The following is a 19,669-nucleotide window of genomic DNA, read 5'->3' as shown; positions in this document are numbered from 1 at the left end:
TTTTTACGGATACGTTATCTGGCATTCAGATCGATAGTAGTCGCCACGTTACTTCCATCTTTTGTTTTTTCGATGACATCTTTATGTTCTACTGAAAAAAGAAGTGTGGATGGGTCTACATATTTCTTCTTTTTAACCGGAGTTTTTAAAGAATCGGCTTTTGCCATAAGCTGAGGATGAGTAAGCTGTGGAATTTCCTGTTTTTTCAAAGGAAGGTTTTCTTTGGGAATCAGCGGAGTCTGTGCAATTGCCACCGCAGAAATCCCTTCTGCTTTATCGGAGGGTGATGTTTGATTCTCTTCTTTCTTTTCATTGTTCTGAGCTGTCAGAGAAATATTATCGTGAATAGAATCAGTTCTCATTTTATCAGAAGAAGTTTTTTCTGCAGTCTTCACCATGACAGGTTCAATCTCTGAAGGCTGATTGAGAAAAAACAGAACAGTACCTAAACCGAAGGTCAACATTAAACATGCTGCCACTAAAAACCAGTTCATTTTTGATTTGGAACCGCGATTATTGTTATTATGAAACTCAATTTCAGACCAGAGATCACGGGAAGGAGCAATCTCTCTTTCCTCCATCTGTTTTTTGATCTGGTATTCAATAGTATCTTTAGACGTTTTCATTTTTCACTTTTTTTTGTTGTTGAAAGTAAATATTTCTTAACTTTTCTTTTGCTCTGAACAACTGTGTTTTGCTCACTGCCACTGAAATCTGTAAAGTATCTGCAATTTCCTGATGAGAATATCCTTCCAGTACATACAGGTTAAAAACCATTCTGTAAGCATCAGGCAGCTGATCTAACAGATCCTGTGCATTAAAATCACAATCAATCTCCGGCTCGTGGATATCTTCATGAAAAGATGGGTTAATCTCGTCCAGATAGAAAATGGTTTTATGACTTTTGATAAAGTTCAGGCATTCATTCACAACAATTTTTCTTGCCCAGCTATCCAGATTCGATTCTCCTCGGAAGCTTTCTATATGTTTAAAAATTTTACAGAATGCTTTGATAAGACAATCTTCCGCCTGATACAAATCGCTCACATAGCTTTTGCTGACACTCAGGAATTTCCTGACATTCTGCTCATAGAAAATCTTCTGCGCAGCCGGATCCTGTTTCTTCAGGAGGCTCAACAAATCATTTTTTTTATTTCCGAACAAGAGTTTCATGTTTATGCTGTTTCTATACTAAAGACAATCAAAACAAAAAAAGGTTACAATTTTTGAAAAAAATTTTTATTTGTATTATTTAATTAAAGAAAAAGCCGCCCTGGAATGAGGCAGCTTGCATTTTATCCTGAGAATTCATCAAGCATATTTCTGGTAGGAACAAAGAAAAGCGTTCCTGTAACTGCTGTGCTGAAATCTAAAATTCTGTCATAATTTCCGGGAGGATCACCGATAAACATATTGGTCAACATCTTTTTTGTTGTGGTAAATGTACTTGAATAGGCAATAAAATAAGTTCCGAACTCATTGGTAGAGGGATTGCCGAAAGGCATATTATCTCTGACTATTTTCAGTTCTTCACCGTTTTCGCCCTCGATATTGGCTAAAGCAATATGTGAATTTGAAGGTTTTACAGCATCAGACATTTCAATATCATTCTCTTTTGATCTTCCGATCACTTTTTCCTGCTCTTCCGTGGATAAGCCTTTCCAGGCATCCATATTGTGAAGGTATTTCTGAACAAAAAGATAGCTTCCTCCTTTATACTGAAGGTCTTCATCTCCTATCTTTCCAAAATAATCACGGTCATCGCCATGCGGATTTTCCGTTCCGTCTACAAAACCAAGAATGGAGCGTGCATCCCAGTATTTGAATCCATGAACCTCCAGAATACTTTCGGCCACTGAGCTTAATAACCGGGAGATCTCGACAGCCATATCAAAAATCAGGCTTTTATTATCTGCTCTCAGATGAAAATGAAGGTCTCCGGGAGTAGAAACAGCCGTATGTTTCGTTCCTTTTATTTCTTCAAAATTGACTAATTCTTTTGGCGGCGGCGTTGGAAGTTCCAGTTTTTTCCATGCTTCTGCACCAATTCCCATGACACAGCTTGCCCTGCTGTCCGGGAAACGGTTAAACACTGAATTATTAAGATTTAAAACCAAAGCACATAGTTCCTGAAAAACTTCTTTCAGCTCAGGGCTGTCATTAAGTTTCCAGACCATGAAAATAGTATTGCTGTTGGGATAATCTGTTACGTTCTGTGATTCTATCGTATTCATACCTCTTTTTTTGTGGTATTAAATATCCGAAACTGAAACCTGATCTGCAAAATATTGTTCCAGATCTTTCAAAGTTTCCGGATTGGTCTGAATATCTTTTACCAACACCCCTTTGTTCACAACCACGATTCTGTTGCAGACTTCTGTAGTATGGGAAAGATCATGGCTGGAAATAAGAAAAGTAACACCATCCTGTTTTGATAACTCCTTGATCAGGTTTTTAAGCTTGATCTGGGTAGACGGATCGAGGTTGGCAAAAGGTTCATCAAGAATAATAATCTCAGGATTTCCAATAATAGCTCCTACAATTCCTACTTTTTTCTGATTTCCTTTTGACAGGTCACGGATATATTTTCCTGATTTCAGGATTTCTCCATTGAAAAAATCGTGGAAAGGCTTAAGGAATTCGTCTACAGAAGCTTTGTTCTGGCCTCTAAGCTCTCCGATAAAGTAAAAATATTCTTCAGGCGTAAGATAGCCGATGAGAAAAGTATCATCTACGAAGGCTGAAACTTTATTTTTCCAGGCTTCAGATTCGTTAACCTTAATTCCGTCAATGCTTACAAATCCAGTCGTAGCCTGAATCAGATCCAGCATGAGGCTGAAAAGCGTTGTTTTTCCTGCTCCGTTGTTTCCCACCAGCCCAAATGTTTCTCCGTTAGGAATTTCAAGGTGTTCAATATTGAGAACGGTTGCTGTTCCGTATGTTTTGGATAAATTGTGTATGTTGATCATGGTTTAACTTATATTTTTAAATGCATCCAGTGTGCTGTATTTTTCTTTTTTGTAAAGTTTTACAATAATATCAAAGATCTTCTCTCTCAGGAAAAATCCGATAATTCCGATAATTGCAATACTGATTACTCCTCCGGTAATGCCCCACAAATATTTTGTTAAGGCAAATACACCCATCGGAAGTAACATTTTAGGAATCAGCAGAAACATGGCGATCATATTGAAGCTTCCTTTCTGTCCCAATCGTTTCTCTTTTGAATTCAGGTCAATCTGAGTTTTATTGAAAGCTCCGGACCACAAAGTAAATTGAGAATTCACACCGATATTATATAAACCTGCGGCAAAAAATGTAACATAAACTTCCCAGCCAAAATAGGCATAACAAACCGCTATAATCACAGAAACTCCAGTTACAATATTCATCAGCCACCATTTTGCTTTCAGATATTCTTTGTATGGAACATTCAGGGTCATCATCAATGGATAGTATGAACTGTCAAAAGCGGGAACTCTCTGTCCAAAAAGAAACTGGAAACCTCCTGTTACAAAAAGTCCCATAAACATCATCATTGCCGGTGTTTTGTACATTGAAGAAGTAAACATCAGCAATCCGTAGAACAGAAACATAAAGCTGCCCAGCAAAATTCCTTTGGGTACTTTATTGCGTCTCAACATTTTAATATCATTATTGATAAATGTCCCGATAACGCCGTATTTATTCAGGAAGGCAATATTTTCTGTTTTCCCGACTGTTTTCTTCGCTTCAAGCCCCTGATCAAGATAAAACTCCTGACGCAGGTAGCGGAAACATATCCACCACAGCATTACGAACAAAGCAACAGGGATCAGTACAACGTATGGCTTTTCATAGAAACTAAAGAAAACCGATTCGGAATATGATAAAACCGGAATAATATTGTAATATTCCAACGCTCCTATGCCCAGAAAGCATATTCCGATAATCACCGCCAGGGTCTCTTTACCGTTGAAAAAAATGTTGATAAAATTATTCAGGTACAATAGTGAAATCACTCCAATCAGCCACACCATGATTCCCAAAATACTATATCCATTGAATATGGCAATCAGTGAAAAGGTAATAAAGAACAGAGAACTCAGCCAGCTGAATGCTGAAAGAAAAGTTTTGGCCAGCATAAAATTGACCAAGGTATTCTTCCGGATATTCATCGTTAGAAATGGCTTAATGTTCTGTGTGGGGATTTCCTGCCAGAGATATTTGAGAACAAGATCAATAATCCAGGCAACAATCATGAATTTTGAAACCACTTGTAAAGGATTCTGATGCATTTCCTCCTGAATGTAGAAAAAGGCAATAAATGCTCCGCCCACAAGACATCCGATAAAGTAGAGAATTCCTATGAAACGGAGAATTTTCATGGTTAGATTGATCCCTAAAGATGTACCACGAAAAAAGCTTTTTATTTCAAGCCTAAGGAACTTTAGAAACATATATTAGTTTTTTACATTAGTCAATATAATGTAAAAAATGTTACAGATTTATTTGTTTTGTTTTTGTTTATGGCGTACATAAGCCCAACAGGATTAGTTTTCCTTCTGACAAAAAATTTTCACCAACACATTTGGAACATGAATAGATTTTTACATTCATAAAGAGCTGTTTATTTTATAAAAATAGAAAGAGCAACCGTTATAGTTACTCTTTCTCTGAATATTTTAATTGAGATTTGCTTTTGTAATGTCCATGGATATTGCGTGCCAACATGTCTGAAACATTACCAAATCCCTTTGTCAGAAACCCCGCTCCCGCACGAATCCTTTCGTGTGGTTAAAAAACTCTTTATACCCATTCTAAAGAATACTATCCTCTACAAAGAATAGTTTACTGAATTATTAATATAAAGCCACACGATACAATCGTGCGGGAGCGAGGCATATACTGTCGCCAGCCATAATCAAACAATCGTGTTTCCTGAAGTTCCTTCCCGTTGTATTTATAGCTGTAGAAACTTTCGGATTAAACAACAACACATCTGAAACACCTGATCTGATCTTCAATATTTTAGACAGCCTATTTTCTCTTTTCCTCTATGCCAGCTATCTACAATATCATTTTAAATTGAGATTTTATTAATATTGTTAAAATTAGAGTATTGAGACCAATACTCTAATTTATTACCAACGCATTTAGAACATTACCCTGTTTCACAGTGGCTTATTTTATAACACGAGCGAGAACGCTAACACTAGCTTGCAGTTTTTTGCTTATATATTTAATTATTTTTTACAAACTCGTATTTTAGCATTTCATCAGGATCACCTTCCCATATAAAAATATTCCAAGGTGGGTTATTTCCATTGAAACCTTGCCCTGAGATATAAAATAAAATTTCCCCTTTTGTTCCCTCGGGTAGATTATATTTCATAGTAATTCCACTGTCTATATTATCAAGAATACCACTTTCTACATTTTCTGTAAACTGCCAAGTTCCTTCAGCATTTAATTCTCTATTTTTATTTTTTGGAAAACTACTGATTTTATAATAATCGACCCCTTTCAAAATACAAGTTCCATTTTTATTTAATTTGATATATGCATTATCAGATGACTTCCAAGTACCTATAAAATCTGATTGTTTTGGCTTAGTTTCACCACAACTATATAACATAATTGTTAATAGTGTAATTAATAAATATTTCAATTTTGTTTTCATTTTAGATATAATACTTCTGTCCAGTGAAATGATTGAGTAGTTTTAGACCCCCAACCTGTTTTAAATTTTTCATTAATAAGTTTCCCCGCTGTCTGTTGCCAAATTGGAAGATAGCCAAGCACAGGAGGGCGGGACGCAGATTGCATTGTAGAAGAATTTTCAACATGAAATGAAACAACTACACTCTTATTATATGCTGCTGCCGTGTATTCTAAGTTATAAGATCCTAAATATGTTACTGCTAAATTCCCTGTTAACCCGCCTGTTAATAACGTTGAATAATCTTTAAGATAAAGCCCAACTCCTTTTATACCACCTAGCTTATAAGAATTTGACCCCTCTAAACTACTTTGACTTAAAGCCATTTTAGATAGGATAATATCCCTAGTGGCTTGCACATGACTATGTTGTCTTAACATTTCTGTCATTAAGTCTCCATTAGTAAAATCTCGATGTCTTGGACCTGTTCCTGAAAGCCACTCTACACCTAATTGCCAAGGAGTTATTTCTTTATTTGAAGGAAAATTTTCACGCCTTAATTTCAGCATGTTAAATTGTCCCACTCCAGTGACATTTGGGTCAGAATCCTCATAATCTGTCCACCATTTCAAAGTACCATTCTGATTAACCAATTCTCCGGTTCCTCCATTATAAAATGCATCCATCAGATCTGCATACGCTTGTGTCTGTCCAAATGGCGTATAGTTTCCGTTTCCACCACCATCCCAAGAATTTCGTCCCAGAAACTGCTGGTACATCTGTCTACCGCTGGTAAACCCGGGCGTTCTTCCTGAAGTATCGATAGTTCCGTCTTCATTAATCCATCTTCCGTCAGGATCTGTATTAGAAATTGGATTATTGGCCACATACACAAAATGACTGGGAAATTCCTATTCATATTTTTAAAATTAGAGTATTGAAAATCAACACTCTAATTTATCACCAATATGTCTGAAACATTACCGAATCATTTAATGTCTTGTTATACCTATGTAAAAACCCAATCCAATGAACAAAGGAAATGAAATAATAATATAAATAATTAATAAAATATCTGCAATTATTCTTTTGGGGTTGCTAAAATCCTTAATCTTCTCTCTAATCTCTTCATAGGAAGTATATTTCCAATACCTCAATCCTATCAAAATAAATATAGGTGAACAATAAACTATTAATAAATATTTATTAGATGGCCCCAGGTTAGTATTGAAATAGGTATCCAATATTATAATTAAGAAAATCAAATTCCAACAAGGTAAAGCACAGGTCATTATTACACCATACACTTTTTCAATACCATCTTTATTAAAATAACGATAAAGATTGGTAAGCTGATAATATATGTAATCAATTAATATCATTTTAAATTATTTAAATATTCTCCTAAGTTATATCCATTAGCGTCAAGATGCTGCCCTATATCTTTTCCTGTTGTAAGTGTACTTATAAAGTTTAACGTAAAATAAGCCGTTGCTATTCCTTGTGTCACTCCCGTTGGAGTGGCAGCTAATACTGACATTGTTGTATCAAGTGTATTAGATGTTGTTACCCCATTCTGAACCATATCATATATTCCTAATCCGGCACTTACAGCGCCTAAGCCTATAGCCGCACCTTTTGCAAACTTTGCATATTTCAAAGCTTTATCTGCATTCATTTGTCTAAATGGCAGTTTTACAGAGAGAATTTTTTTCCCAAATATCTTTTGCTCATAGTATAAAGATGTTGTTGTATACGCAGGAGGTTTTCCATATAAAGATGCATGTTCATATCCTGCCTGAAGCATTTTGCTTAACGTAAAGCCATATGCAGAGTACTTTCTTATGTCTTGGGAAATTTTATGCATATTAGAGTCATACTCATAGGATGCCTTTAATTTAAGCATACCAAAAGCACCTATTCCTGTTACAGTAGGATCAGGATCTTCATAATCTGTCCACCATCTTAAGACTCCATCCTTATTGCTAACACCTGCTGTTCCTCCATTATAAAATGCATCCATCAGATCTGCATACGCTTGTGTCTGTCCAAATGGCGTATAGTTTCCGTTTCCACCACCATCCCAAGAATTTCGTCCCAGAAACTGCTGGTACATCTGTCTACCGCTGGTAAACCCGGGCGTTCTTCCTGAAGTATCGATAGTTCCGTCTTCATTAATCCATCTTCCATCAGGGTCTGTATTAGAAATTGGATTATTGGCTACATATGCATAGGGACTGGTAGAGAGATAGCTTTCGGCAAGCTGGTCTATTCCGTTCCATCTTCCCAAATCCGGCATATATTGTCTCCAGCCATAATCAAACAATCCTGTTTCCTGAAGCTCTTTGCCGTTGTATTTATAACTGTAAAAGCTTCCGAAACCTGAAGTACTGAACGATGCTGAGATATGGTTCAGTCCAAAGGGATAATAATTGTTGGTATCGATAATTTCAGGAACGCCTGCGCTGCTTTTGGCAAAACTTACTCTGGTATTTCCAAGGTAGTCTTTTCACCAACACATCTGAAACACCTGATATGATCTTCAATATTTTAAACAGCCTATTTTCTCTTTTCTTCTGTTCTGGCTGTCCGAAATATCATTTAAATTGAGATTTTCATTCTTATTTTTAAAATTAGAGCATTGAAAATCAATACTCTAATTTATTACCAACACGTTTGGAACATTACCACTTTATAAATCAAATCAAAAATTAGTGTAATAGGATAAGTTATTATTTGGGAAGCTTTAACTTCGAATAAATAAATAAATAAATAAAGTAGTGAATATAGTTCCAAGTTTTTTCCATGTATTTCTACTATTTTATTTTTACTTCGGAGCACTCTTATATTCATTATAATATTTGGAAATTGCTTTTTCGAGCTCATCAAAATTATAAGATAGTGTATTGGAAGAAATCGAAATAGGCGTACCATATGTTTTATATGTTCTCTCTAATATTTTTCTCTTTATACCACTTTCTTTATTTAAGTATTTATTGGGGTCTTTTACATTAATAAGTAAAAATTTTGTTGACATAACATCAATTTTTTTTATTGAGTTAATATCACTCCAAAAAATTGCACCTACACTCACATAGCTAGAATTATCAATAATTCCTTTTTCGTTTATTATTAGATTAAATTTCTTTGTGAGCAAGCTTTTTATTAAAATTATCAAGCATAATCCAAAGAACAATATTGCTACAATTCCTACCATACGTATGAATGTTACACTTCTAAATATAAAAGAAGCAAATTTGTGAGGACTAACGGCTAAAAAGATTCCTAATATCATAAATATCAGTGAGCCTGATACTAATAATATTAATTTTGTTTTACTGCTTTTTATTTCAATTGTATTCATTATTTATTATATTTAATAATCAGCTTTATTCAACACATTACTTGCCCAACCTTCTGCAATATCACCACCCCAAACTCCTCCTACAATGCCACCTACAATACCACCAACTGCAGCACCAATAATTGTTCCCTCAGGCCCAACAAGGGTTCCTATGAATCCACCAACTTTACCTAACGCCCAAGCTCCTGCGGCTGCTCCAGCCATTCCTCCAGCCACATTCGCTGTTGCTATCTGAGCCCTAACTCCAAACTTCCAATCATCTTTATACATCCCATATCCTATTTGTGCGGCACTGATTCCATACCCTACATAACCTGCTCTTTTGGCATATTTTCCAAGCATTTCAGTATGTCTTACATAATCGCCTCTTAGTCCTATTAAAGATCCTCTGGCTCTTCCAGCATATGCTGTACTTCTCATTTGTCCAAGATTATCAATCCAATATCCGCTATTATAAAGGGCTGTTCTTCGATCAGCAAGATATTTAAATCCTCCTCCAGCAGTACTTGCTCCCCAATCTGCCCAGTTTTTATAGGCATCTAATGGAATGTCCTTAAATTTAGCGCTATATCCTTTGCCAAGATCAATTTCTCCATATATATCTGTTCCACTATAAGCCGTTAAAGTAGGTTTTCCTATCCAACCTATAGCTCCATTATTGTCAAAGCTAAGCCCTGACATTGTTACTCCATCTCTGAAATAGCTGAACATGGTGACTGCATCCTTTCCAGTAAAATTATATCCATCACCTCCACCGCCTCCTTGTCCGGGATATTGCCCCAGAAACTGGCTGTACATCTGCCTTCCGCTGGTAAACCCGGGCGTTCTTCCTGAAGTATCAATAGTACCATCTTCATTAATCCATCTTCCATCAGGGTCTGTATTAGAAATTGGATTATTGGCTACATATGCATAGGGACTGGTAGAGAGATAGCTTTCGGCAAGCTGGTCTATTCCGTTCCATCTTCCAAGATCAGGCAGATACTGTCTCCAGCCGTAATCAAATAATCCTGTTTCCTGAAGCTCTTTGCCGTTGTATTTTAAAATTAGAGTATTGATTTTCAACACTCTAATTTATTATCAACACGTTTGGAAAATTACCCTTTATCAAGATTTGCTGAGCTATCTATAGTAAATCATTTATACTAGTCGCTTTTTTCTTTACGCTGTACGGATCATGCAATAGTTCATAAACTATACCTTGGTTATCAACAGCTAAATAATTTCCCTCTCCTAAACTTTTAATAGTGTAAAAAATTCCTTCAGGAACCTCTATTTTAAATGTGTCCTCTATGTCTAGCCCAGCTAACTTATCCTTATTAACATCTTTAATTATTCTTAAAAGATCTTCCATATCTTTTTCATTTTTAAAATGTTTTTCTTTTAAAGCGGAGGTATCATATTGGTTTAAAATGTAATTATCAAAATTTATATCTTGAATAAAAAAACCAATAAACATTCCCTCAAGAAACGAAATATTAATTTTTTCTTTTACTTTGCTTTTTTTATTGTATATAAAAATGTTCTGTAATTGAAAGTACCCTAAATTCGGTTTACTAAATTCTTTTTCTAATTTTGCATTTAATTGAACACTATACCAATCTTTAAAATTTAAATCATTTGGTTTAAAACTTATTAAAAAATCTTTATTCAACTGATTTAGAATATAATGGTAACGGGTAGGTAAACGCTTAATAATCTCCTTAAAGAAAGTTATTTCTTTATCTGTAAACTGTTGTATTTTTTGTTTTTTAAACATTCTAAACATAATTATTTCCAAGTTAAATTATACATTTCTTTTACCCATTTTGGTGCAAATCGAGCTCTATAGGGGTCTGCTAAAGCATGTTCTAAACTACTAACAGGCTGTAGGTTAATACGATTGTTTAGAAGCCAATTAGGAGCCCACTTAGCTCTCTGAGGAATAAATCTATGATGAAGTTCCATTGATTGTTTCCAAACTTGTCCTGTTTCGGGATTTTCCAAAGCTTGTAAAACAGGTTTTGCATTTTTAGCCCAATAAGCAGCCCTATATTCAGCAAAAGTTGGACCTCCTTTAGTAACATAATTATATGCTCTTCCTAAATATCTTCCAGCTCCGGCTGCTCGCCAACCCGCAGCTAAGAGTTCCCCTCCGGCAAGTGACGCTGGCAGCTCCAGAAACATGAAATTTTCAGCCGCAGATACTGATTGGCCTACTTTGGTATTTTCTACAGCATCAGCTAATATAGAGCTATTCTGATTATACGTAAATCTACCCAGAACCCCTGTAAATTTGCTGTACATCAGCAGTCCATTGTAAGAGTCTTCTCCAAAACCTCCACCTTTTTTTCCTGTAACAAAAACCTCTTCAAGATAATTGATTGGATCACCAATTCCGCCTTCATTAAAATTAGCATTTAAGCTTTTATAACTTCCATCATACCCCAAAAGAGTACCATCACCATCCATAAAGCCAAAGCCTGTATTACTCCATGTTCCTCCCAGGCTTCCTGCTCTCGCCAGTAATGCAGCGACATCTCCGCCGCCGCCATCTCCGGGTCTATATCCCAGAAACTGGCTATACATCTGTCTGCCACTGGTAAATCCGGGAGTTCTTCCTGAAGTATCAATAGAACCGTCCGCATTAAACCATCTTCCGTCTACATCAAATTGCGAAACCGGGTTGTTTGCAACATAAGCATAGGGACTGGTAGAAAGGTAGCTTTCCGCCAGCTGGTCTATCCCGTTCCATCTTCCCAAATCCGGCATATACTGTCTCCAGCCGTAATCAAACAATCCTGTTTCCTGAAGTTCTTTCCCATTGTATTTATAGCTGTAAAAACTTCCGAAACCTGAAGTACTGAACGATGCTGAGATATGGTTCAGCCCAAAAGGATAATAATTGTTGGTATCGATAATTTCAGGAACGCCTGCGCTGCTTTTGGCAAAGGTTACCCTGGCATTTCCAAGGTGGTCTCTGTACTGGTAAATATAGCGGTTTTCTGTGAAACTGTAATACCCCGCAGCTGTGGAGACAAAATCCAGCTTCCACTGGGGAGTAAGCGTTCCCGGCAATATAAACGATGCATTTTTATAAGCCTGCTGTTCATAGGCGCTTTCCGTTCTGCATTCAAGACAGATACCGCCTCCTTCGGTGTAGCTGTACTGGAAGCCATCCAGATAATCTGTGATACGGGTGGTAACAGTTCCTCTTGGCGGAGCACTGGAATAGGTTTTACGCAGCTTTGTTCCGTCCGCACGATAAAGATAGCTCATCGTGCTATTCATTATCTGCTCAAATCCGTTTGACTGCTGAACACTATACGCATTGGAAAGGTTCAGGAAATTGTACTGAACAGACTGAATTCCTTTATCCAGCATATCTTTCATATTTCCGTTCAGGTCATAGGAAATGATATTGTTTCCGCCTTCATATCCGGTATCGTTCAGAGCATTTTCTGTCACTTTCGTTAAACGGTTTCCGGTATAATTGTAGATCAGGTCATCCACCTGAGCAGATGTGGTGCCTCCGCTTGCAGGGAAAGCATTTCTCTTCAGGGTTTTAATATTTCCGTTCAGGTCATAGGTCACATATTCATTATAATTATTATTAAAAGGGACAGTGGCATTGGGTTCAGAATAAACCGCATCCTTTAGCCTGCCCAATGCGTCATACGCATAATTATATCTTTTCAGCACGTCCTCGGAAGCGTTTTTCCAGTCTACTTCTGTAATCATTCCTGAGAATTTCCCCGGAGCCACATTGGGATTTACCGGATTGGTATATTTCATCGCATACCCGAACAGCTTCCCGTTCAGATTAGAAGGGTCATTGATTTTGGTAAGCCAGCCCCTGATATTGTACGTATACTCAATATTCTGTAATGGCTGTGCCGGATTGGTTCCTCCCAGTTTCCTGTTTTTTACCTGTGAAAGTTCATTGTACTCATTCTGTACAAGAATTTCTTCAGGATTCGTATCCACCTGGTGTTTATGTACCAATAGCCTGTTTTGGTGGTCATAGGTGAAAGTCTGTGTAATTACTTTTTCGGGATCTGCTGCCAGCCTTTTGTGATACGCTTTGCTCTGTTTGGTAACGCCTGCAAAATCAAGCAATGATTCTGTTTTTGTATAGCCTCCAAGATGATTGATGCTGTATGAACCTACCGTTCTTCCTTTCTGGTCATAATAAATATAGTTTTTGGTCCAGTTATCATCTTCAATATTCTTTACAAGACTCATCACCGGAAGTCCTTTCGTACTTACTGCATTGGCTGCTGAATTATCAGATAGCGGCACCTTTCCCATAATGGAAGAAGGAAAAGCCGGATTGAAACTGTACGAAGGATAGGTGTCATAATAATTCACGGATAACAAAGTGACCCATTTGGAAGCATGGGGATATGAAGTGGCAGGATCATAAAAGACATCCATTCCCTGCCTGTTGAAGACAACCGTACTGGTCATTTTCACATTGTTATTGGTAATTCCGTCAACAAGTCCCTGTTCTGTTTTTCTGTCTCCACCGGTAGCTATTCCGGTAAAAGCAGCTCTACCAAACTGATCATATTTGGTGTACATCCACTGTCCTTTTTCTTTAAGATTGGCATCCTGCGAAGCTACCAGTCTGTTCTGGTTGTCATAGACCATGTACTCCCAGCCTTTTCCCGGAATCTTTTTTTCCACCAGGCGTCCCCAGGTGTCATAGCGGTACTGATAACAAAGATCATTCAGAAGGTCGTCTGTAATAGGTTTGTGGAGGGTGCTAGGTGGAAGTACAAAAACCAATTGTCCAAATATATTATAGACATAGTAGGTATCTACCTGCTCAGAAGCACTTAGCATTTTCCTGACCAATATTGTTTGGCCTTTTTTATTTTTAAACTCTACTGTTTCAATCTCATCTTCATTTTTTACAGTACTTTTATAGAGCTGGCCGGGAGCGTAAGTTTCTGTTGGTGATAAACTCAGAACATTTTTAGTTACTCCATCCTCCCAGGTCGTGGAGATCAGATGTAGATAGACCTCACTGACCTTGTTGGTATCATATCCAAATTGTACCGGTTTGGTATTCCACTCATTACCGATGTTTTTTTGCTGCTGTAGTCTTCCCAGCGGAGAAGGTTCCAATACTTTTTCAGCATAGATTTTTTCACTTCCGTAAAGGGAAGCAGCATTGGAAAGCGGGTTGGCATATAAAGCCCCATTTTGTGTCCCTGACTGCGGTACGGGAAGGTAGCTTTTCACCTGTCTTCCATAGGCATCATATTCTACGGGAACTGCAATGTCTTTTCCGGAGGGTGTTGCTTTTACCGCTATATTCTGCCTGGCCCTTCCAAGCCCGTCAAAGTATTGTACGGATTCTGTTTTTTTGGAACAGTCTTCCGTTAAACAGTTTTTCTCGTAGATATAGTTTTCTGTCTGAGTAAAGTTGGTCTGTGCATAGGAAAAACCAACCACCAGCAAATTGAGGAGTAGGAGTATTTTTTTCATTGTGTTTAGTTTTTATAGTGGTATTGATATTCTTTCAGGGTTACTCCATTCATATCTACAATTTTTTGTAGCCTGTTCTGGTCATCATACTTATAAATTGCCCTGATCCCATTGGGCGGGGTTGTTGTTGTCATTCCAATGAGTGGATCATAAGTATAGGTGGTCATCTGAAAGTCTTTCAATGCAGTTGTTTTCCTGAAATTATCCAATGCTGTAAGGAGTGCCGGTTCATTGGCCGGGTTTTGAGCATCCGCATTGGAAGCATCTATAATAGCCTGAGCATAAGGGGAAACCTGGGCATATGTTGCACCTTCTATTTTAGCAATAGGCTGTGTTTTGTCATAACCATAGATCACGGTTGTTGATATTCCCGCAGGAGAAGTAAACTGAATGGCATTTCCCTTTTCATCATACAAATCTATGGTGGCTGTTTTTTGTGCAGTATTCCCGATATTGGAAGTCATCACGGCAGTAGGGCGCGTGGAAGCCGGGTTGGTAAACCTGGTTTCTGTGCGGGAAACAAGCTTACCATCTGTCTTTTCCTCTATAATAACAGGAATATTAAGGATATGGGCCGCGGCAAGATTGGCATATCCTGTCTCAGGATAAGTATAGAATTGTTCTATGGTGTTTCCATCCACTACTTTTTTAGTAGAAGCCACATCAAAATTGAACACGTTAAAATTGGTTTCAGACTGTTCTTCAATACTTTGATTGTTATCAAAATAACTGGTGGAAGTAACAGAAGATTTTTTGAGCCATGCCGGTTTGGAAGTTAACGTGTTATTGCTCCAAAGCAGATAATCCTGGGCTCCGGGAATTTCTTCAAAAGTATAGCTATTCTGCTCAGAAACCAGAAGTTTATTCTGTGCATTATACACTTCTTTTTTATCTAATAATCCACCGCTTGTTAAAGAATAATAAGGCCAGTAACTTCCATTTTTAGGATAATCATCAGGATTTTTATAATAGTATTTCACATGCCCGTTATTGTTATCAGCTTCGGTTATTTTAACGTTTTTATATACTGGATAACTGTCTGCATTAATATCCGATTCCGGAGAGAATAAAACGCCCGATGAGGTTTGGGCATCTCCAAAAGTATTGTATTCGTATTTTGTGGTTTTTACAGGCGTTATATCAGTAATACTATTGTAATATTTAATACTGGCTACCCTTATACCACCTCCTGTAACGGTATTGGGAAAAGGCTGTGCAATATGTTCTATTCCGAAGAATTGTGCCATACCTCTTCCTCCGGATCCTGTTACCATAAAGGTATAATTTCCGGGAGACAGATCATATTCCGCTACCTGATACTGGGAAGATCCACAGACATTTCCGTAAATAAATCCATCATTGTTCTTAATCACATACCCGACAGTAGTAGGAGTGTTGGGATCCCAATATGGCGGGGCAGGAAACAATTCATCCACTCCAAAGACAAGGTATACTTTTTTAGGCTGTGTTCCTGAAATGGTAAACGTATAATTAGCAGCCTGTTTGGTATTGTACTGTAATTCCCGGAAGGTATTAATATACTGTACCACCGGATCTATAAAGCGATCGCCGCTCAAAATAGAATTAACATAATTCGGCTCATTGCGATTCTTGTAAAATTGATTGGATTCAAAGGTATATTCTATGACTCCTTTGGCTGGAGTGATTACTTTTTTTAAGATACTCCGAACCGGTGGTGGTGGTGCGGTATACCACCATTGATCACATAAAGCAGCCGGTGTCATCCCATAAGAAGGAGTAGCAGCAGAATAATCACCATATTCAAATTCAGTTGTTTCAGAAACGGCCTCATTTTTATCCAGTTTTTTAAGCTTTATGAGAGTTCTCTTTGAACCTGTATACTCAAAAGAATATCCCGAAATAAGGTGGTTGTAATTATCCTTTAAAGTAACTTTCTGGATCTGATACGGATCATTCATCGTATTTTCTTTAGATGAATCGTATACGTATGCAAATTCTATTTTTCCAAACCCGGGAGAAGAAATTGTTTTTAGCTTACAGGTTTCGTAGAGTACCGTAGTATTGTTATTTTTATACTTTGTATCTTTCTGATAAGAAAATTGAGCAAGCTCTATATTATTGGCATCTTTAATCTGTGTCAAGAAGAATGCTGATTTGTAAAGTTTACCTCCCGTGGATTCCAGTTGCTGCTGGCGGTTACTTCTGCTGTAATCATTAAAATAATATTTGATTCCTTTGACATCGGTTATTGTAAATGATTCAAGAATAAGCGTTGCAGTATTACTTGAACGGGTATACTCAATTTTAATTTTATTGGAAGAAAGATTAACGAGTTCAAAAGTATTGGTATCAAGGTTTCTTTTAAACTTGAATTTGCCGGAAATTCCCGGAAGGTTATAATAATAAATATCATCAAAACCATTCTTGTAATAATAAGGACGGCTTGCATCATCATACATTTCGTCAATGTCATACTCTATACTTCTTGAAATCACAGCTCCGGCAAATAAAGACCATCCGGCACCTACCTGGCTGGCTGGTTCGCTTTCGGAAACATTCATAGGGTTGTAAGATAAGCCTGCGTTTAAGCTCATCCCGCTGTTATAAGTTGGTAATCCTAACAAAGGAAATGAAATATCAGGAAGACCGGTTGCGTTGGAAATCGGAGTATTAGCATAGGTAGCAAGAGAGGAAACGGAGGGCACAGGTCTGGAAAAATCTCCGAAATTAATTTCCTGCTGGGCATACAGCTGCCCTATACCGGCAACAAGAATTGCAAGTGAAATCATAGTTTTTTTCATGATCTTGTGTTTATTTCTTAATTAATTTGGCATTTGCCGTTTTATTGTTATCCGTTTTTATCGTCACCAGATAAGCCCCCTGAACCAAAGCCTGGGTGTTGATCTTAGTCACTTTATTCCTTGTTTTAATACTCTGAAGCTGTCTTCCACTCATATCATATAAGAGAATTTCTGCATCCTTAAAACCCTGTCCTGAGCCTGTCGAAGGATCAAAACCGATTTCCACATAAGCATAATCTGAAACAGGGTTTGGATAGATCTTGATGTCGTATTTCTCGATTAACTGATCAACCTGTTTATCTCCCAGTTTCACAATCTTCCAGTTTTCTTTACCTAGCTCCTCTGCACTGGTTCCAGCCAGAATAATAGAACCGTCTCTGTTAAGCTTTAAATCAGAAAGTCTTTCTTCCTTTTTTCTGGATTCTCCTTTGACGTGTTTTCTCCACTGCTCATTTCCGTCTTGGTCAAGATAGAGCATCCAGAAGGTCTCATCATCGGTTTCTACTCTTCCTTCTGCCTGAGTGTAACCTCCCAATAAGATTCCTTTGGAAGATTTATCATCTGCTGAATGAAGAACTCTCATTCCCATCAGGATATCACGGTTCTTGAAATTGTAGGATTTCTGCCACTGCTCATCACCTCTTTCATTTAAGGCAATCAGCCAAAGGTCTGTTCCTTCTTCCAATCCAACAGTTTTATTCCCTGATCTTTCTGATCTGGATTCTCCGCCGATAATAAAACCATTTGAAGTTAATGCCAGCGTTCTGATATGATCATCTCCTTTGCCTCCAAAGTTCTTTTCCCATTCAATTTTTCCATTTTTGTCCAACTTGACAATCCAGTAGTCGCCTTCACCGAAATTGTCGCTCTGCTTTGAGGTTGCAGATAACAGGTTATAGGTTGCAGGTTCATCAGTCGAAGTATTAGTGTTGATCTTTGATTGCTGATTATTCGTTTTAACAGATGAACTTCTCGAATAAATTCCTAATAAAGCTCCTCCGTCTCTAGTTGGAATCATCTTCTCTACTTCGTCTAAACCTTTTCCACCTAAGATCAATTGGGAAAGTTCTTTTCCGTCTTTATCCAGTTTTGTGATTAAAACATCTTTGGATCCATAGCCTTTGGATGAGTTTTGGACATTCCCTGCAACAAAAAATCCTAAGTCTGTAGTTTGAATTACCGCTCTGGCTTCTTCATCAGAAGAACTTCCAAGAGTTTTTTGCCATAGTTCATCACCAAATTCATTGATTCTGATCAGCCAAAAATCTGAACCTCCTTTGGAATCCTCTTTTTTATCCAATCCTTTTCCTGAATAAGAAGTTCCAGCCAAAAGAAATCCGCCATCCTGTGTAGTCACTGTAGCAGACAGATAATCATGGTTTTGTCCTGAGAAATATTTCTCCCAGACTTCTTGTCCCTGCTGGTTCAGTTTTACTAAATGAAAATCGTAACCGTTATTTTGCTTACTGCCTAAAGCCTGTTGCTTATTGCTTTGAATAGAGCTTCCTGTGATCAGATACTGCTGATCAATGGTTGTCGTGACCTGGCTCAGAAAATCCTGGGTAGAGGATTGTATGTCTTTCTGCCATACCACTTCCTGCGCAGATGCGCCCAATGCTGTGCATAGAATGAATGCACTGAGAGAGATTTTTTTCATTCCTGTGTTTATTTTAAGTTAACATTGTTATTATGATAGATCATGGTTAGATCCGGTTCTTTTTAATCCTTATCGTTTCTGAGAATCAGACCCTTTATAGAATAAAGAATATTTCAAATATAATATTCTTTGATGCAAAAAATAGTGTATTTCACATGCATAAAAATTTATCTGAATTTGTACATACGAATGTGATTTTTAAATATTTAGAAATAATTGAAGAATATACACCGAATGGATGTAATCGAATAAAAATTTCATAGTTATTGTTTTTTAGCCATAATGGACCCGTTAATATAAACCCGACAAATTTAACATTTTTTAACACAATTATGTAAATATTGCTTTAACTTAATACAAAAATATTCTCTCAAAGCGACAGAACATGTCGTATTACAAATACATTTTCGCCACTGTAAAAAAAATATAGTATTGAAACATGACTGTGTGATAAAAGTATCAATACATTGAAAATTGCAATATTTTCGGCATGAATTAACAGGTCGCTCCTACGGAGCTTTATGGGCTACGGGGATTTCATTTTTCTATTAACAGCAGATCCCGATGGGACCAGATTAATCTCCACTGGAAGCTAACAGTTAACAGGACGTATTTGTTTTAAAATTATAACACCGAAGTAGCGACCTGCTAATTATGCGTTACATTGAGATGCTGAAAAAATGAAATCCAGCAAAAAGATGCAGCAATAGAAGCTCTGAAAAAGAATTGAAGAGTTAGGGAAATAGTAA

General features: G+C 37.2%; 15 protein-coding genes. All 15 read right to left on the bottom strand.

All coding sequences use genetic code 11. The features are described from left to right. Positions 1–14: 14 nt before the first annotated feature. The gene (locus tag ACLI50_RS20840) at positions 15–626 is read right to left on the bottom strand and encodes a hypothetical protein (protein ID WP_411414567.1); all 612 of its coding nucleotides are present in this window, start codon (positions 624–626) and stop codon (positions 15–17) included. After that, positions 613–1,173: an RNA polymerase sigma factor gene (locus ACLI50_RS20835; protein WP_411414566.1), complete on the bottom strand. Its 561-nt coding sequence runs from the start codon at positions 1,171–1,173 to the stop codon at positions 613–615. The genes ACLI50_RS20840 and ACLI50_RS20835 overlap by 14 nt, the downstream gene beginning before the upstream one ends. A gap of 122 nt (positions 1,174–1,295) precedes the next feature. Further along, a complete protein-coding gene (locus ACLI50_RS20830) occupies positions 1,296–2,234 on the bottom strand; it encodes a Dyp-type peroxidase (RefSeq protein WP_110009954.1) in 939 nt (312 codons plus the stop codon). A gap of 18 nt (positions 2,235–2,252) precedes the next feature. Beyond that, positions 2,253–2,969 (bottom strand): ABC transporter ATP-binding protein, encoded by a 717-nt coding sequence (locus ACLI50_RS20825; RefSeq protein WP_202840078.1) that lies wholly within the window; start codon positions 2,967–2,969, stop codon positions 2,253–2,255. A gap of 3 nt (positions 2,970–2,972) precedes the next feature. Further along, positions 2,973–4,439, bottom strand: coding sequence for a DUF5687 family protein (locus tag ACLI50_RS20820; protein WP_411414565.1), 1,467 nt, complete (start codon positions 4,437–4,439; stop codon positions 2,973–2,975). A 782-nt stretch (positions 4,440–5,221) separates the two neighbouring features. After that, positions 5,222–5,662 (bottom strand): hypothetical protein, encoded by a 441-nt coding sequence (locus ACLI50_RS20815; protein ID WP_411414564.1) that lies wholly within the window; start codon positions 5,660–5,662, stop codon positions 5,222–5,224. Further along, positions 5,659–6,327, bottom strand: coding sequence for a hypothetical protein (locus tag ACLI50_RS20810; protein ID WP_411414563.1), 669 nt, complete (start codon positions 6,325–6,327; stop codon positions 5,659–5,661). Before ACLI50_RS20810 ends, ACLI50_RS20815 begins: the two co-directional genes overlap by 4 nt. Further along, positions 6,327–6,479 carry a hypothetical protein gene (locus ACLI50_RS20805; RefSeq protein WP_411414562.1) on the bottom strand — a complete coding sequence of 51 codons (153 nt, stop codon included), beginning with the start codon at positions 6,477–6,479 and terminating at the stop codon, positions 6,327–6,329. Before ACLI50_RS20805 ends, ACLI50_RS20810 begins: the two co-directional genes overlap by 1 nt. Positions 6,480–7,019: 540 nt before the next feature. Further along, positions 7,020–8,087 carry an RHS repeat-associated core domain-containing protein gene (locus ACLI50_RS20800; protein WP_411414582.1) on the bottom strand — a complete coding sequence of 356 codons (1,068 nt, stop codon included), beginning with the start codon at positions 8,085–8,087 and terminating at the stop codon, positions 7,020–7,022. Between the two features lie 381 nt (positions 8,088–8,468). After that, complete coding sequence (locus ACLI50_RS20795; RefSeq protein ID WP_411414561.1) at positions 8,469–9,005, bottom strand: STM3941 family protein; 537 nt, start codon at positions 9,003–9,005, stop codon at positions 8,469–8,471. Between the two features lie 12 nt (positions 9,006–9,017). Further along, positions 9,018–10,070, bottom strand: coding sequence for an RHS repeat-associated core domain-containing protein (locus ACLI50_RS20790; RefSeq protein WP_411414560.1), 1,053 nt, complete (start codon positions 10,068–10,070; stop codon positions 9,018–9,020). A 61-nt stretch (positions 10,071–10,131) separates the two neighbouring features. Further along, complete coding sequence (locus ACLI50_RS20785) at positions 10,132–10,764, bottom strand: hypothetical protein (protein WP_411414559.1); 633 nt, start codon at positions 10,762–10,764, stop codon at positions 10,132–10,134. A gap of 11 nt (positions 10,765–10,775) precedes the next feature. Next, positions 10,776–14,480, bottom strand: coding sequence for a DUF6443 domain-containing protein (locus ACLI50_RS20780; RefSeq protein WP_411414558.1), 3,705 nt, complete (start codon positions 14,478–14,480; stop codon positions 10,776–10,778). 5 nt (positions 14,481–14,485) lie between these two features. Continuing rightward, positions 14,486–17,263 (bottom strand): hypothetical protein, encoded by a 2,778-nt coding sequence (locus tag ACLI50_RS20775; RefSeq protein ID WP_411414557.1) that lies wholly within the window; start codon positions 17,261–17,263, stop codon positions 14,486–14,488. 10 nt (positions 17,264–17,273) lie between these two features. After that, a complete protein-coding gene (locus ACLI50_RS20770; RefSeq protein WP_411414556.1) occupies positions 17,274–18,920 on the bottom strand; it encodes a T9SS type A sorting domain-containing protein in 1,647 nt (548 codons plus the stop codon). Positions 18,921–19,669: the final 749 nt, after the last annotated feature.

Source organism: Chryseobacterium cupriresistens (assembly GCF_046614675.1).
GTDB lineage: Bacteria > Bacteroidota > Bacteroidia > Flavobacteriales > Weeksellaceae > Chryseobacterium > Chryseobacterium cupriresistens.
The sequence above is the reverse complement of the archived record's forward strand: the minus strand, read 5'-3'. Positions and strand labels throughout refer to the sequence as shown.